Source organism: Microtetraspora malaysiensis, from assembly GCF_001528665.1.
GTDB classification, from domain to species: Bacteria; Actinomycetota; Actinomycetes; order Streptosporangiales; family Streptosporangiaceae; genus Microtetraspora_A; species Microtetraspora_A malaysiensis.
The window spans coordinates 390,380-405,843 of record NZ_BBYJ01000008.1; the positions used below are offsets into that span (position 1 = coordinate 390,380).

Annotated in this window: 14 protein-coding genes; 6 read left to right on the forward strand and 8 right to left on the reverse strand. The window is 72.0% G+C overall.

What is annotated here, in order from left to right:
- Nucleotides 1-53 precede the first annotated feature (53 nt).
- The 3 genes from AWQ71_RS43235 to AWQ71_RS12015 form a co-directional block, all read right to left on the reverse strand.
- On the reverse strand, nt 54-1,448 hold the full coding sequence (locus AWQ71_RS43235) for a YlbE family protein (protein ID WP_067131391.1): 1,395 nt from the start codon (nt 1,446-1,448) through the stop codon (nt 54-56).
- An 81-nt stretch (nt 1,449-1,529) separates the two neighbouring features.
- The gene (locus tag AWQ71_RS43240; protein WP_067131394.1) at nt 1,530-2,945 is read right to left on the reverse strand and encodes an AllF/FdrA family protein; all 1,416 of its coding nucleotides are present in this window, start codon (nt 2,943-2,945) and stop codon (nt 1,530-1,532) included.
- Between the two features lie 229 nt (nt 2,946-3,174).
- Nucleotides 3,175-4,032 carry an oxamate carbamoyltransferase subunit AllH family protein gene (locus AWQ71_RS12015; protein WP_245658229.1) on the reverse strand — a complete coding sequence of 286 codons (858 nt, stop codon included), beginning with the start codon at nt 4,030-4,032 and terminating at the stop codon, nt 3,175-3,177.
- Nucleotides 4,033-4,272: 240 nt separating this feature from the next.
- On the opposite strand from AWQ71_RS12015, the gene AWQ71_RS12020 reads away from it, so the two are divergent.
- Entirely contained in the window at nt 4,273-5,925 is a 1,653-nt protein-coding gene (locus tag AWQ71_RS12020) for a PucR family transcriptional regulator (protein ID WP_067131400.1), read from the forward strand.
- Nucleotides 5,926-5,963: 38 nt separating this feature from the next.
- Nucleotides 5,964-6,185, forward strand: a complete 222-nt coding sequence (locus AWQ71_RS12025; protein WP_067131403.1) for an RNA-binding S4 domain-containing protein — start codon at nt 5,964-5,966, stop codon at nt 6,183-6,185.
- Between the two features lie 15 nt (nt 6,186-6,200).
- Here AWQ71_RS12025 and AWQ71_RS12030 read toward each other — a convergent pair whose 3' ends face one another.
- Nucleotides 6,201-6,824, reverse strand: a complete 624-nt coding sequence (locus AWQ71_RS12030) for a GyrI-like domain-containing protein (protein WP_067131406.1) — start codon at nt 6,822-6,824, stop codon at nt 6,201-6,203.
- Between the two features lie 287 nt (nt 6,825-7,111).
- Here AWQ71_RS12030 and AWQ71_RS12035 point away from each other — a divergent pair, with 287 nt between their 5' ends.
- The 4 genes from AWQ71_RS12035 to cutA are packed head-to-tail and all read left to right on the forward strand — an operon-like array spanning nt 7,112 to nt 12,304.
- On the forward strand, nt 7,112-8,476 hold the full coding sequence (locus tag AWQ71_RS12035) for a uracil-xanthine permease family protein (RefSeq protein WP_067131409.1): 1,365 nt from the start codon (nt 7,112-7,114) through the stop codon (nt 8,474-8,476).
- A gap of 45 nt (nt 8,477-8,521) precedes the next feature.
- Nucleotides 8,522-9,403, forward strand: coding sequence for an FAD binding domain-containing protein (locus AWQ71_RS12040; RefSeq protein WP_067131412.1), 882 nt, complete (start codon nt 8,522-8,524; stop codon nt 9,401-9,403).
- Nucleotides 9,396-9,917: a (2Fe-2S)-binding protein gene (locus tag AWQ71_RS12045; protein ID WP_067131415.1), complete on the forward strand. Its 522-nt coding sequence runs from the start codon at nt 9,396-9,398 to the stop codon at nt 9,915-9,917. The genes AWQ71_RS12040 and AWQ71_RS12045 overlap by 8 nt, the downstream gene beginning before the upstream one ends.
- Complete coding sequence (cutA, locus tag AWQ71_RS12050) at nt 9,914-12,304, forward strand: aerobic carbon-monoxide dehydrogenase large subunit (protein WP_067131418.1); 2,391 nt, start codon at nt 9,914-9,916, stop codon at nt 12,302-12,304. Before AWQ71_RS12045 ends, cutA begins: the two co-directional genes overlap by 4 nt.
- A 29-nt stretch (nt 12,305-12,333) precedes the next feature.
- Here cutA and AWQ71_RS12055 read toward each other — a convergent pair whose 3' ends face one another.
- The 4 genes from AWQ71_RS12055 to AWQ71_RS12070 all read right to left on the reverse strand — a co-directional run bounded on the left by AWQ71_RS12055 (nt 12,334) and on the right by AWQ71_RS12070 (nt 15,447).
- On the reverse strand, nt 12,334-12,654 hold the full coding sequence (locus AWQ71_RS12055) for a type II toxin-antitoxin system PemK/MazF family toxin (RefSeq protein ID WP_067131421.1): 321 nt from the start codon (nt 12,652-12,654) through the stop codon (nt 12,334-12,336).
- Nucleotides 12,644-12,874 carry a hypothetical protein gene (locus tag AWQ71_RS12060; protein WP_067131424.1) on the reverse strand — a complete coding sequence of 77 codons (231 nt, stop codon included), beginning with the start codon at nt 12,872-12,874 and terminating at the stop codon, nt 12,644-12,646. Before AWQ71_RS12060 ends, AWQ71_RS12055 begins: the two co-directional genes overlap by 11 nt.
- Nucleotides 12,875-13,012: 138 nt before the next feature.
- Entirely contained in the window at nt 13,013-13,954 is a 942-nt protein-coding gene (gene cydB / locus AWQ71_RS12065; RefSeq protein WP_067131425.1) for a cytochrome d ubiquinol oxidase subunit II, read from the reverse strand.
- Between the two features lie 11 nt (nt 13,955-13,965).
- Nucleotides 13,966-15,447, reverse strand: coding sequence for a cytochrome ubiquinol oxidase subunit I (locus tag AWQ71_RS12070; RefSeq protein ID WP_067131427.1), 1,482 nt, complete (start codon nt 15,445-15,447; stop codon nt 13,966-13,968).
- Nucleotides 15,448-15,464 lie beyond the last annotated feature (17 nt).

Sequence of the window (15,464 nt, forward strand, 5' to 3'; positions counted from 1 at the left end):
AGATATGTGAGGTAGGCAACCGATATTAGGGTCAAAGTTGGGTCAAAGGGAATTCACACGTCGGTCAGGGCCGCCAGCGCCGCCGTGAACGCCTCCATCGGAGGACTGACCAGCCCCGCTCCGACCTGGCCCGTTCCCGCCACCCGGCCCGCGATCCCCGTGTTGACGACCGGCAGCGTGCCGGTGCGGGCGACGAGGGTGACGTCGACGCCCACCGGCGTGCCGCGGAATCCGAGCCCCGGGATCTGGTACGCCGGATGTTCCGCCAACGTGATCTCGTACATCGAGGTCGTCGCCGCGACGGCGTCCGCCACGTCCCCGCCGACGAAGCGCACGATCGCCGGAGCGGCGGCCATGGCGAAGCCGCCGAGCCCCGTCGTCTCCGTGATCGTCGAGTCCCCGATGTCCGGATTGGCGTCGCCGGGGCCGTACGCGCCGAGGTAGAGGCCGTCGGGAACCCCGGCGGGGCCGGTGAACCAGCGGTCCCCGAGCCCGGAAACCTGGATTCCGAAATCGGTCCCATTGCGGGCCATCGCCACCACGAGGCTGGAGCCGGGCACATCTCTGGCGGCGTCCGCGCTCACTTTCGCCGCCGCCATTCCCGCGTTCAGGAAGAAATGATCGTTTCCATTGATAAATCGCAACACCTCGGCGGCGTGCCCGGGAGCGGCCTCCACGACGGCGGGCGCGAGCTCCCGCACCATCAGCGATGTGGCAGCGCGGTTGCGGTTGTGGAGCTCGTCGCCCATCTGCAGGGCCTGCGCGATCAGTCCGCGCAGGTCGAGCGGCCCGTTCAGCGCGAGCGCCGCCTGGAGCGCGGGTCCGAGCACGTCGCCCATCCAGCGCAGCCGCTCGACGACCTCCGGTCCGTACGCGCCGTAGCGCAGCACCTTGCCCAGCCCCTCGTTGAGCGAGCAGTACGCGGTGCCGCCGTGCTCGGCGTCCGCGACCTCCAGCATCCACATCGACGGACTCACCACGCCGGCCATCGGGCCGACCGTCCGATGGTGGTGGCAGGAGTCCAGCGTGATGCCGGACCCGGCGGCGAGCCGCTCCTCGGCGTCCTCGGGTGAGGCGGCGAGCCCCTCGAAGAGCATCGCGCCGATCAGCGCCCCCCGCATCGGCCCCGAGGCGCGTTCCCACGAGATCGGCGGCCCCGCGTGCAGGAACGTGCCGGGCTCCAGACCCAGCGCCTCCCGGGCCGGCCGTACACCGGCGAGCCGGGGCCGGGCGGACACCATCCGGCCGACGGCGAGCGCGTTGGCCCGCTCCCTGCGCGGGTCGGCGAGCGCCGCGGCCAGCGCGGCGGCGGTGCCGGGGACGGGCGGCCGCCAGTCCACGTCGGTCCTGGCCACGGCCTGCTGGTCCAGCGCCTCGCCGAGCAGCGCGGTCCCGGCCGTGATCACATGAGGTTCGCGACTCAGCATGGACAGCGTCGTCGGGTTCATCGCCCTCCTATCGGGGTCGGTCCGGACCGCGGACACCGGCCGGGCCGCTCTGTCGCGGATCGTTCTGGGACGCCTGGAGCGTCAGGAATGGACACACGCCGCGGCCAGATCGCGGGCGTGCCGCGCCGCCGCCGCGTTGGACGTGAACACCGCGGCGCCCGCCTCGTTCAGCCGGGCCGCCTGGACACGCAGCCCCTGCGGGTCGCCGTCCGTGCCGACGAGCGCGACGACCACGGCGACGCCGCGTCCGCACGCCCGCGCCACCGCCGGCGCCAGCCGCGCGGACGGGTCGGGGTCGGCCCCGTGGCCCAGCACCACGTCGAGGAGGACCACGCCGGACTCGACGGCGTCCAGCGCCTCCAGGCGGAGCGTCGGGTCGATCATCGGGTGGGCCCGCCCGCGCGTGTACGCGTCGTCGCCGAAGTCGGTGAACTCGCCGTTCCCCGCGATGACGGCGGCCTCCGCGCACAGCGTGCCGCCCGAGTAGAGCCCGCGCAGCGGGCCGCGGCACTCCGAGCCCGGCGTGCCCGGGGCGCCGGGCGGCGCGGGCCAGCAGGGCCAGGCCGGCACCTCGCGGCCGAGCGCGCCGAGGACCTTCTCCACAGCGGTCGTGAGGTCGTCCTGCCCCGGCCCGAGCAGCGCGGTGACCAGCTTCGTGCCGAGCCCCAGATCCCGTACGGCGCCGGCCGCCTCGGGGGCGGGCGGCTTGGAGACGAGGAGGATCAGCTCGGTCGCCGGATCGGCGTCGAGCGCCCGCAACGCCTGGATCGCCGAACGCCCGCCCACCTCAGCCGACAGGTCGCGCCCGCCCACACCGAGCAGGTGGCTGACACCCACGCCGGCCAGGTCGAGCAGGCTCGTCACCTGCTGCGCCCCCGTGCCGCTGGCGGCCACGACGCCGACCGGGCCGGGGCCGAGCACGTTGGCGAAGCCGAGCCCCGCGCCGCCGATCACGGCGGTGCCGCAGTCGGGCCCCATCACCAGCACGCCCTGCTCCCGGGCGCGGTCCTTGAGCAGGATCTCCTGCTCGACGGGCACGTTGTCGCTGAAGATCATGACGGAGAGCCCGGCCTCGACGGCGTCCAGCGCCTCCAGGAAGGCGTACTCCCCGGGGACACTGACCAGGGCGACCGTCGCCCCGCCGGACCCCGCCGCGTCCCGGGCCGCCGCGCGCGCCGCCGACCGGACGGTGCGCGGCGGCCGGTCCTCGTGTCGCGCCGCACCGGCCGCCTCGCGGGCCGCGAGCCGCCGCTCCAGCTCAGCCGCGGCCTCCTGGACGGCGTCGTCCGTCGAGGCCCTGATCGCGACGAGCAGGTCGCCCGGCGTGGCCGCGGGCACCGCGAATCCGGCGTCCCGGGCCAAGCCGACGTTGAGTTCGGTGGCCATCGCGACGATCGCGACGCTCACCCCGGGCAGCGCGGCGAGCGCCTGGCTGACCCGCATCAGGCTCACGGAGTCGCGGTAGACCCCCGCGCGCACTTCGACCAGATCGTTCACGGACGCTTCCTCCTGTGTTTATTGCGCTCGCTCCGCTCGCGCGGGTCGGGTCGCCCTCAGGCGATGTCTTCCCTTGTCGCTCGGAGTCGCTCGTCCCTCGCTCCCCACTCGCTCCTCAGTCCAGACACCGCCGCGCCCCTCGCGGGCCCACTTGCTTCTCAGTCCAGACACCGCCGCGCCCAGAGCGTGATGGTTCGGCGCCGTGACGAGCGATGGCGCTCGCGTCGGGTCATCGGCCTGCGGGCCACGAGCGCAGCGAGAGGACCGCGGCCAGCCCGGCCCGGATGCCCCAGGCGAGGTCGGCGCCCGAGGTGTGGCCGAGGCTCAGCAGGCGGTGCGCCGCGGGGTCGAGCGGCTGGTACCCGGCGATCGCGCGCAGCACGCCGAGCACCTCCGACCCGGCCTGGCCGCGCGCCGCGCAGTGCAGCAGCGTGGCCGATATGGGCGTCGTCCGGGTGCGGGCGTCGTACGTCACGGCGGCGGCCAGCCAGTCGGCCAGCCAGATCGCGCGCGGCGCGCCCGCGGCGAGGCCGAGGTGGCGCAGCGCGACCAGCAGCCCGCACAGCATGTCGTCGCCGCTCGGCGTCAGCCCCGGCCCGAGTCCCAGCAGCCGCTCCGCCGCGACGATGCCGTCCACCAGGGAGCCGGCCAGGCAGCCGGAGGCCAGCAGGCCGGGCGCGCCGGTGACATCCAGGCCGGGCCGGCGCTGGGAGTGGTCGCAGATGTCGTCGAGGTGCGCCAGCGCGCGGGTCAGCCGGGACGGCTCCGCGCTCCCGAGCGGCGGCGCGGGGTCCCACCAGCGGCGCACCCGGATGCCGACGCCGCCCAGGCCGATGGAGCCCTCGCCGACCCAGCACTCGTCCCCCAGCGGAAGCCGGGCGAGCGGCGCCGCGACCACCACCGCGTTCGGCAGGCGCGCGGCCTCCCCGCTGACGAGGGCGATGACGTGCGGCTCGTACTCGCTCCTGACCTCCAGGTAGACGGCGAGCGGGAACGCCGCCAGCACACGGGCCGGACGACGGGGCGATTCGAGCGCCGGGCGGAGCGCGATGCTGGCGGCTCCGCCGATCTGGGTGCGTCCTCCCACGCCTGCCGAGGGGCGGGGTAAGGAACGTCGTGCTCTCGGACGTGTGTCGACGGTCAACGAACCTCCCCGATAGCGCGCCTGAGCCGACGCTAGAACGCCGCCCTCGGGCTCCGTACGGAGAAAGCTGCCAACAGTGGGCCAAATGCTTGGCTCTTCCTGACAGTCGGATTGTTCGGCACAATCGGCGTCAGCCGCACAGATCTCCCGATATCCCCCGGAAGCTCTACCTCGGAGCGCACGATGACGAGCGATCCCGCCGCGCCGGCGATGAGACTGGCCAGCACAGGAACCATCCTCCACGGTGTCTCCGTAGGGGAGGTACTCGGCGTGTCGACCCTCGCGGACGCGCGCCTTATCGCCGGAAGATCCGGCCTCGACCGCATCGTGCAGCGCCTCAACGTCATGGAGGTGCCCGACATCCTGGCCTGGGTGAAGCCGCACGAGCTGCTGCTCACCACGGGCTACCCGCTGCGCAACACCCCGCAGTCGCTGGACCGGCTGGTGGCCGATCTCGACGAACGCGGGCTCGCCGCGCTGGCGATCAAGCTGGGCCGGTACCTCGACGAGCTGCCGGGGGAGATGGTCGAGCAGGCCGACCGGCTGGGCTTCCCGCTGATCCTGCTCCCCAACGACGTGGGGTTCGACGACATCCTCAACCAGGTGCTCACCGACATCCTGAACCGGCAGGCGGGCCTGCTCGCCAGGGCCGAGGAGGCGCACCGGGCGCTGGTGCAGATCGTGCTCGCCGGAGGCGGGATGCGCGAGGTCGCGGCCGAGGTGGCCGGGCTCCTCGACGTGGCCGTCGCGGCGCTGGACGCCGGGGGCCGCGTCCTGGCCACGGCCGGCGACGCCGAGCGGGTGGCGACGCTGCGCGCGACCTGCCAGGCGGCGGAGGGCGCGGTTACGGCCGTGGGGACCGTGTCCGCGCCGGCCCAGGAGCGGCCCCGCGCCGCCGCCCTGGCCACGGCGCAGGAGCGCCACTACGCCGTCGTGCCCGTCGTGGCGGGCGGCCACCACCACGGCAGGATCGTGGCGTTCAGCGACTCCGGCACGCTGACGCCCAGCGACGTCGGCATCCTGGAGCGCGCCGCGACCGTGGCCGCCCTCGTCGTGACCAAGCAGGAGGCGGTGACCGCCGTCGAGAGCAAGTACCGCGCCGACTTCCTGCGGGACGTGCTCATCGGCAGGGGCGGCACCCGCGTCGCCGAGCGCGCCCGCGCGTTCGGCTGGGATCTGGAGCGCCGGGTCAGCGTGCTGGTCGCGGAGATCGATCCGGACACGGAGGAACGCTCCACCCAGGACCGCATGCTCGCCGCCTGGCAGTCCGCCGTGCGCAGGTACGACCCGCGCGGCGCGGTCGCCGGGTTCTCCCACGAGGTCGTCGCCGTCATCGGCGCGGACGTGGACACCGTCCGCCTGGCCAAGGACGCGCTCGCCGCCGTCTCCGACTGCACGTTCTCCACCGGCCTGAGCCGGGTCGCCGGGGGCGCGGACCTGCTCCCCGGCGCGTACGGCCAGGCGCTCAAAGCCGCGCGGGTGGGCCGCCAGCTCCACGGGGCGGGCGCGGTCGCGCACTTCGACGAGCTCGGCGTGTACCGCCTGCTGTCCCTGGTGAACGACACCGAGGAGCTGCACGCCTTCGTCCGCGAGACGCTCGGGTCGCTGGCCGGGGACGGCGACGTGGAGAACGCGGACCTGCGCCGGACCCTTCAGGTGCTGCTGGAGACCAACCTCAACGTCGCGGAGACCGCCCGGCGGCTGCACTTCCACTACAACACGCTGCGCTATCGGATCGGGAAGTTGGAGCGGATGCTCGGCAACTTCACCGAGGACGCGCACCTGCGGCTCAACCTGACGCTGGCGCTGCACGTCCTGCGTATGCGCGGCATCTGAGCGCGCCCCTCCCTCCCGGGGCTCCTAAGCTTGCGCCCGTGAAAGAGACATTCGAGCTGCGCGGCGACTACATCCCGCTCTGCGACCTGCTGAAGTACTGCTACGTCACGGAGACGGGCGGCGCGGCGAAGCACCTGATCGCCGAGGGGAACGTCCGGGTGGACGGCGCGGTCGAGCTGCGCAAGGCATGCAAGATCCGGGCCGGCCAGGTCGTCACCGGGGAGGGCTTCGAGATCCGCGTCGTCGCCCCGGGCGAGTGAACCGGCGCGCGCCGCTCAGCCGGCCGGCGTGACCGGGTACCGGATGATCGTCTTCATCTTCTCCGGCGCGGTGCGACCCGGCACCGACAGGTAGATCTCGTGGTGGTCGCCGTTGATCGTGTGGCCGCCCTCCTCCAGGAAGGTGTGCAGCCGTTCGAGGGTGGCGGCCTCGGTGCTGTACGGGCCGACGTGCAGGATCTGGCCGCACCACCCCTCGCGCAGGGTCTCCAGCCGCACTCGATCGATCGGCGACGACGGCTTCTTCTTCCGCGCGGTCGCGACCGCGTCGTCGAAGAACATCGCCACGCCGGCCTGCGGCGGCTGCATGATCATCATCGTCCACTGCCACAGGTCCCGGTGCGCGGCGAAGTCGGACCGGTGATCCTCTTCCGTCCACCACAGGCCCTGCAACGGCATCACCGGATATTCCATGACACCGGCGCCCTTCAGGGCGAAACGGATCGCGTACGCCACGCTGTACAGCGCCTCGACGGCGGAGGCGTAGCCGGGTGAGGACGGGTCCCCGGCGCCGTCGATCATGAGATAGGGCAGCTCGGGCGCCAGCACCAGCCCCGGCTCCGGCTTGGCCGTGTACAGCTCGCGATACTCCTTCTTGAAGTCGGTCTTCGGCGTGCTCATGGGATTCGTCCTCTCCTCCGGGCGGTGCGCCCCTCATGGACGCGGGTGTCGGCGCACATGCTGATGTCTCCCCCGGGGGGAGGGTCCAGCGGGCGGGCATCGGAGGATGTGATATTCCCGGTGCCGCGCGGGCGCGCAATGCGATTGCTGCCGATCGACTCTGGTTTGGCACAAGATGCCCGTGTGTAATGGCAATCGCGGGCCTAATGTGCCCGCAACAGCAGTGCCGCGCTGGGATGCCCACGGGGTGGCCACCGGACGTCGGCCCAGGTAACAGAGGGGCATGCATGGCTTTCGGCTGGAAATTGCACGGCGACGGGAAGACCCTGCCACCGGGTGAGGTCGTAAAACCGAACGAGAGACTGAGCTGGCCGCGCATGGTCGGCTTCGGCGCCCAGCACGTGATCGCGATGTTCGGCGCGACCTTCGTGTTCCCCCTGGTCATGGGGTTGGACGCGAACCTCGCCATCATGATGTCGGGTGTCGCCACGATCCTGTTCCTGCTCATGGTGCAGGGGAAGATCCCGAGCTATCTCGGCACCTCGGCGTCGTTCGTCGGCGCCGTGGCCGCCATCCGGGCCGCGCAGGGCGACAGCGCCACGGTCACCGGCGCGATCCTGGTCGCCGGTCTGGTGCTCGCGGTCGTGGGCGTCGTGATCCACTACCTGGGCGTGCAGATCATTCACAAGATCTTCCCGCCGGTCGTGACCGGCGCGGTGGTCATGCTGATCGGGTTCGGCCTGGCCTATGTCGTCGCCGACGTCTACTGGCCGCAGGACCACTGGATCGCCCTGATCACCATGGCCGCGACCGCGCTGTTCCTGGTGGTCTTCAAGGGGTTCCTCGGCCGGATCGGCATCCTGCTCGGTCTCGTCTTCGGGTTCGTCCTGTCCTGGGTACTGGACATGACCGCCGGCAAGATCACCGCGCCTACGGGCAGCGGCGAGATCACGTCGCACTTCCGGGTCGATTTCAGCGCCCTGGAGAAGGCGTCCTGGATCGGGCTCCCGGAGTTCCACGGGCCCGCCTTCAAGATGTCGGCGATCATCGTCGTGCTGCCCGCCGTCATCGCGCTCATCGCGGAGAACGTCGGCCACGTCAAGGCCGTGGGTGAGATGACCGGCGCGGACGTCGACCCCTACATGGGCCGGGCGGTCGCGGCCGACGGCATCGCCACGGTCGTCGCGACCTCCGTGGGCGGCTCGCCCACCACCACGTACGCGGAGAACATCGGCGTCATGGCGGCCACGAGGGTCTACTCGACCGCCGCCTACTACATCGCGGCGGTCATCGCGATCCTGTTCGGCCTGTGCCCGAAGTTCGGCGCGCTGGTCGCCGCCACGCCCGGCGGCGTGCTCGGCGGCATCACCGTCATCCTCTACGGCATGATCGGCCTGCTGGGCGCGAAGATCTGGATCGAGAACCGGGTGGACTTCTCCGACCCGGTGAACATGGTGCCGATCGGCGCCGGGATCATCCTCGCCATCGGACCGGTCACCCACCTGATCACCGGCGACTTCGCGCTGGCCGGCATCGCCCTGGGCACCATCGTGGTGCTCGGCGGCTACCACCTGCTCCGTGCGCTCGCGCACGGCCCGAGGAAGGAGGTCTCCGGTGGGGAGATCGGATTCGAGCGGGATGCGGCGAGCTGACCGGCGGGCCGCCCAGGCCACGCCGTACGGGAGCGCGACCGCCTCGTGAAGCCGCCTCCGTTCGCGTACCACGCCCCGGTCTCGGTGGACGAGGCGCTCGCCGCCCTGGCCGAGACCGGGCCGCACGGCAAGGTGCTGGCGGGCGGTCAGAGCCTCATCCCGCTGCTCAACATGCGGCTGGCCGCGCCGTCCCACCTCGTGGACATCAACCGGATCGGCGAACTGGACACGATCGCCGCCCGTCCCGGCGGCGTACGCGTGGGGGCGCTGGCCCGGCACGCGGCGGTCGAGCGCTCGGCCGAGGCGGCGGCGGTCCTGCCGCTCCTGCGCCAGGCGCTCGCGCTGGTCGCGCACCCGGTGATCAGGAACCGGGGGACCGTGGTCGGCAGCCTCGTCCACGCCGACCCATCCGCCGAGATGCCCGCCGTCCTCGCCCTCCTCGGCGGATCCGTCCGGCTCGCGCGGCTCGGCGGCGAGCGGGAGGTCGCGGCGGCCGACTTCTTCACCGGCCCGATGGAGTCGGCGATCGGGCCAGGGGAGCTCGCGGTGTCCGCGTTCTTCCCGGTGCCGCCGCCACGCTCAGGCACCGCGTTCCGTGAGGTCGCCCGGCGGCACGGCGATTACGCGGTGGCGGGCATGGCCGCGCTGGTCACGCTCGACGAGGATCTGCGGATCGCCGCCGCCCGGGTCGCCTGCGTGAGCGTCGGCCCGGCCCCGGTCGTGATCGACCTGTCCGACGCGTGCGGCCGGCGGCCGGCCGCGTCCGTCTCCTGGGACGCCGTCGCGGCGGCCGTACGGGACGGGATCGACCCCGACGGGGACATCCACGCGACGGCCGAGTACCGGAGGCACCTGACGGGCGTGCTGGCCGTACGCGCGCTCAAGGACGCGGCGCGGAACGCGGGAACGGAGGCCGTCGATGAGTGAGGAAACCACCCGGTATCTCGTCACCCTCGTGGTCAACGGCGTGGTCAGGGAGGCGGCGGTGCCCGCGCGGCGGCTGCTCTCCGACTTCCTCCGCCACGACCTGGGGCTGACCGGCACGCACGTGGGCTGCGAGCACGGCGTCTGCGGCGCGTGCACGGTCCTGCTCGACGGCGAGCCGGTACGGTCCTGCCTCACCTTCGCGGTGACGGTGGACGGCCACGAGGTCACCACCGTGGAGGGCCTGGCCGGGGACAACGAGCTCTCTCCCGTGCAGCGCGCCTTCACCGAGTGCCACGGCCTGCAGTGCGGCTTCTGCACCCCCGGCTTCCTCTGCGCGGTGACGGCCTTCCTGCGGGACAACCCGGCGCCCACCGAGGAGGAGGCGCTGGAGGCCGTCTCCGGCAACCTGTGCCGGTGCACCGGCTACCAGAACATCATCAAGGCCGTACACCGGGCCGCGGAGATCCAGGCGGAGACCCAAGGCCGGCCGGAGGATCGAGGGGGCAGGGCGTGACCACGAAGCTCTTCGGCGAGCCGGTCCAGCGGCGCGAGGACGCCCGGCTGGTCACCGGCCAGGGCCACTACCTGGACGATTTCGGGCCGGGCGCACTGGCCGCCGCCTTCGTCCGGTCGCCGCACGCGCACGCGCGCATCACGGACATCGACGTGTCGGCCGCGCTCGACGTGGAGGGCCTGGTCGCCGTCTACACCTGGGAGGACCTGCCCGGCGCGCTGGCCGAGCCGCTGCCGCTGCTGATCCCGCACCCCGCGCTCACCCACGGCCGTACGGCGTACCCGCTGGCCAGGGACATCGTGCGGCACGTCGGCGAGCCCGTGGTGATGGTGGTCGCCGAGGACCGCTACCTCGCCGAGGACGCCTGCGCGCTCATCGAGGTCGAGTACGAGTTCCTCAAGCCGGTCGTCGGCGTGGAGGAGGCGGTGCAGGGCGCCCACCTCGTCCACGAGGACGTGCCCGGCAACGTCGGCGCGCACCTGGTCCAGGAGGTGCCGTCACGGGAGGGCCGGTCGGCGGCCGACGCGATCGACGCCGCACCGCACCGGCTGGAGTTCCGGCTCGACATCGAGCGCAGCGCGAGCATGCCCCTCGAAGGCCGCGGCGTGTACGCCCGCTGGGACGCCGGCGACGGGTCGCTGCGGGTCTACTCCTCCACCCAGACGTCCACCAGCGTGCGGATGGCGGTCGCGGCCAAGCTCGGGCTGCCGCTGCCCAAGGTCGAGGTGATCGCCCCCGACGTCGGCGGCGGCTTCGGCGTGAAGATCGTGCACCCGTGGCCGGAGGAGATCCTCGTGCCCTGGGCGGCCCGGACGCTCGGCCGCGAGGTCAAGTGGACGGAGGACCGGCGCGAGCACTTCGTCTCCTCGGCGCACGAGCGGGCCCAGGTGCAGCACGTCAGAGTCGGCTTCGACGACGAGGGCCGCGTCCTCGGCCTGGACGTGACCATCCTGCACGACCACGGCGCGTACACGCCGTACGGGATCATCGTGCCGATCATCACCTCCACCCAGCTGCTCGGGCCGTACAAGATCGGGGCCTACCGGGTGGAGTTCTCCTCGATCTACACCAACACCGTGCAGGTCACGCCGTACCGGGGCGCGGGCCGCCCGCAGGCCGTCTTCTGCATGGAACGGACGCTGGACCGCGTCGCCGCGTATCTCGGGAAGGACCGGACCGAGGTCCGGGCGGCCAACTTCATCGGGCCGGACGAGTTCCCCTACGACCAGGGCCTGATCTTCCAGGACGGGCGGCCGCTCGTCTACGACAGCGGGAACTACCCCGAGTCGCTGCGGATGCTCAAGGAGATGGTCGGCTGGGACTCCTTCCCCGAGATGAAGGCGCGCGCCGCGGCCGAGGGCCGCCGCATCGGCATCGGCATCGGCTGCTACGTCGAGGGCACCGGCGTCGGGCCGTACGAGGGCGGCCACGTGCAGGTCACCTCCGACGGCCGGGTCCACGTCTCGACCGGCCTGACCTCGCAGGGGCAGGGCCACGAGACCGTGTTCGCGCAGATCGCGGCCACCGAACTGGGCGTGCCGATCGAGCGGGTGTCCGTCGTCACCGGCGACACCCGCCGCTTCGGGTACGCCGTCGGGACCTTCGCCTCCCGCGCCGCGGTGATGAGCGGCAACGCGATCGCGCTCGCCTGCCGGAAGGTGCGCGAGAAGGCGCTGCGCATCGCGGCGGACGCCCTGGAGGCCGACCCGCGTGACCTGGAGATCACCGACGGGATCGTCCACGTCGCCGGGACACCGTCCGCGTCGATCCCCCTCGCCACCGTGGCCGTGCTGTCCAACCCGCTCCGGTACGCGTTCGACGAGGAGGCCAAGCGCGCCACCCAGTTCTCCGGGACGTCCGCGATGGATCGGCCGCCGGTGGACGAGGGGGAGGAGCCGGGCCTGGAAGGGCGGGACTACTACTCGCCGATCAGGTCCACGTTCGCCTCCGGGATGCACGCCGCGATCGTGGAGACGGACCCGGAGACCGCCGAGATCACGATTTTGCGGTACGCCGTCGTCCACGACTGCGGCAAGCTGATCAACCCGATGATCGTGGAGGGGCAGATCCACGGCGGCGTCGCCCAGGGAGTGGGCGGGGCGCTCTACGAGAAGATGGTCTACGACGAGCACGGCCAGTTGCTGAACGCCTCGTTCATGGACTTCCTGATGCCCTACGCGACCGAGGTGCCGCGGATCGAGACCGCCCACCTGGAGACGCCCTCACCGCTGAACCCGCTGGGCATCAAGGGTGCGGGCGAGGCCGGCGTGATCCCCGTGTCCGCCGTGATCGCCTCGGCGATCGAGGACGCCGAGGGCATCCCCATCGACCGGATGCCCATCTCACCGTCCGACCTGTACACCCTGCGCCTACGGCTCGCGGGGTGAAGAAGGGGTGCCGGACCCGCACCGAACCTTCAGCGCACCAGCCCGAGCATGAGATGGAGCGCCTCGTCGATTTCGAGCAGCTCGGCCGGTGAGAGCCGCCCGGCGAAGGAGCCGAGCCGCTCCGGCGCGACCGCGGCGGTCTGCTCCACCATGACCCGGGTGGACTTGCCGAGCAGTTCGATCTCGGGGCGGAAGGACGTGGGGCGGGCGCTGGTCGACGTCGGAGCGACAAGCAGTGTCGAGAGCGCCGGGACGAAGTCGGACTGGAGCACCACGGCGAACCGGTCGCCGCTCTGTTCGTGCTTCATGGCGTCCCGAGCCACACGCAGGCGGTAAACATCACCACGCACGAAGCGACTCCATGTCGCGCATGATCGCTCGGGCTTCCTCGCGATCGTCCGGGTCGTCGGCGACGGCGAGGGCCTCGCGACGCGCAGTCTCTGCGCGTCGCAGGCGCCAGGCCATCACGATCGCTTCGCGGATGACTTCGTCGGGAGCTTGACCGTCGGCTGTGAGTTCGGCCAGCGCGGCTTCGGTGCGCTGATCGGCCTGGAAGGTGACCACCCTCATATCTTCAGCGTACGGCACGAGTTTCCGCAGTCCATTGCGACAATTAGTGAGCGGCCGATTTCGGACTGTGCTCGACGTTGCCGGAGCCGGCCGGTGTCCGCCGCCCGGCTCCGTGGTGGTCATGTCAGGACATACCGCTCAATGAGGGGAAACGTCCACTGTGAGGCGCTTGCGGAAGACCCAGTAGGTCCAGCCCTGGTAGGCGAGCACGCCGGGCAGCGCGAGCAGGCCGATCCACGTCAGCATGGTCAGCGTGTACGGCGCCGACGCCGCCTCGGCCACCGTGAGCCCCGGCAGGGGGGCGGGCCACAGAGCGCCGAACAGCGCGGCCGCGGTCAGTGTGATCGACAGCGCTGTGGCGGCGAAGGCCCAGCCCTCGCGCCGCCGCCACACCAGGGCCACCCCCGCCGTCAGCGTCGCCATCGCGAGCAGGGCGCCGGCCCACAGCCAGGGCGAGGTGGACCAGTTCGGGACATCCATGGCCGACCCGGGCACGGACGGCAGCGCGACGATGCCGACCGGGATGGCGGCGGCCGAGGCGAACAGGGCCGCCCGGCGGGCCCGGCCGCGCACCGCCCCCGACGTCTTCAACGTCACGAACACCGCGCCGTGCAGGATCGCGACCGACAGGGACAGCACGCCGCCGAGGACGGTCGCGAACGCCGTGCCGTACAGGAGGTTGCCGAAGACGGCGCCCCACAGGAAGGCGGTGAGGACGCTGCCGATGACGATCCCCGCGTCGCACAGCGCGCGCTCGCGTCCGGAGCGGACCTTGCCGCGCCACTCCAGGCCGACGCCGCGCACGATCAGCGCGGCCACGATGAGAACCATCGGCAGGTAGTAGGTGCTGAGCAGGCCCGAGTACCACGCCGGGAACGCGGCGAACATCGCCCCCACGGCCGTGATCAGCCAGACCTCGTTGCCGTCCCAGACGGGTCCGATCGTGCCGAGGACCTGGCGGCGCTCGGCGTCGCTCCGGGAGATCAGCGGGAGCAGCGCGCCGACGCCGAAGTCGAACCCTTCGAGCACGAAGTAACCGGTCCAGAAGAACGCGACGAGAATGAACCAGAACGTCGTCATCGTAGGTCTCCTCAGTACATGAGGGTCGGCGCGAGCGGCGCGGCGCCCGAGTCGGTGTCGGAGTCGGAGGCGACGGCGGGGTCGCGCGGCGCGGGTGGCATTTCGGGTCCGGCCTTCACGTGCCGGACCAGCAGGACCGCCTCGGCGACGGCGAGCACGCCGTACAGGACGGTGAAGAGGGCGAGCGAGATCGCGACCTCGGTGAGGCCGACCCCGGGCGAGACGCTCGCGGCGGTCAGCAGCTCGCCCTGGACGGTCCAGGGCTGACGGCCGATCTCGCTGAGCAGCCAGCCCGCGATGATCGCCGCCACCGGCAGCGGGAGCGCCAGCACGCAGGCGCGCGCGAACCAGGACGGCACCGGCGCCGTCCGCCCCCGGCTGGGGCCGCGGCGCTTCCTGGTCAGCCAGAGACCGAGGACCGAGAGCCCGACGGTCACCATGCCGAAGCCGAACATCACGCGGAACGACCAGAAGATCACGGGCAGGTTCGGGGTGTAGTCGGCCGGGCCGAACTGCTCCTCGTACCGTCGCTGGATGTCCTCGATGCCCTGGACCGTGGCGCCGGGGTCGTGCGCGGAGAGCAGGCTGAGCAGGCCCGGCACCTCGACCCCGGGCACGATGGTGAAGCTCGCGCCGGCGGTGTCGTGCGCCAGCCCCTCGGCCGCGGCGAGCTTCATCGGCTGCTGCTCGTGCAGGAGCTGACCGGACAGATCGCCGGTCCCGGCGACCACGACCCCGGCGAGCGCCGTCATGACGAGCGCGCCGCGCAGGCTGGTCCGCCACATGTCGGTACGGCGGCGCGGCGGTCCCGCGGCGTCGCCGTCGCCGACGGCGGCAGCGGCGGTTCGCCGGCCGATGGCGGCGTCGCCGCGCTCACGCAGGATGCGGTAGCCGCTGACCGCCAGGATGAAGCCGCCCGCCACGACGAAGGCGGCGGCGACGACGTGGGGGATCTGGACGAGCGCGGTGGGGTTGGTGAGCACGGCCCACAGGTCGGTCATCCTGGCCCGGCCGTTCACCACCTCGTAGCCGACCGGGTGCTTCATCCAGGCGTTGGCGGCCAGGATGAAGTAGGCCGAGATGTTGGACCCAATGGCCGCGGCCCAGATGGCGGCCAGGTGGAGCCGCTTGGGGAGCCGGTCCCAGCCGAAGATCCACAGGCCGAGGAAGGTCGACTCCATGAAGAAGGCGAGCAGCGCCTCCAGCGCGAGGGGCGCTCCGAACACGTCCCCGACGAAGGTCGAGTACTCGCTCCAGTTCATGCCGAACTGGAACTCCTGCACGATGCCGGTGACCACGCCCATGGCGAAGTTGATCAGGAACAACTTGCCGAAGAACTTCGTCAGCGTGAGGTAGTGGTCCTTGCCGGTGCGGTGCCAGGCCGTCTGCAGACCGGCGACGAAGACGCCGAGGCCGATCGTCAGAGGTACGAACAGAAAGTGGTACACGGTGGTCACCCCGAACTGCCACCGTGCCAGATCAAGCGCGTCCATGTTCCCCTCGCGGGTGC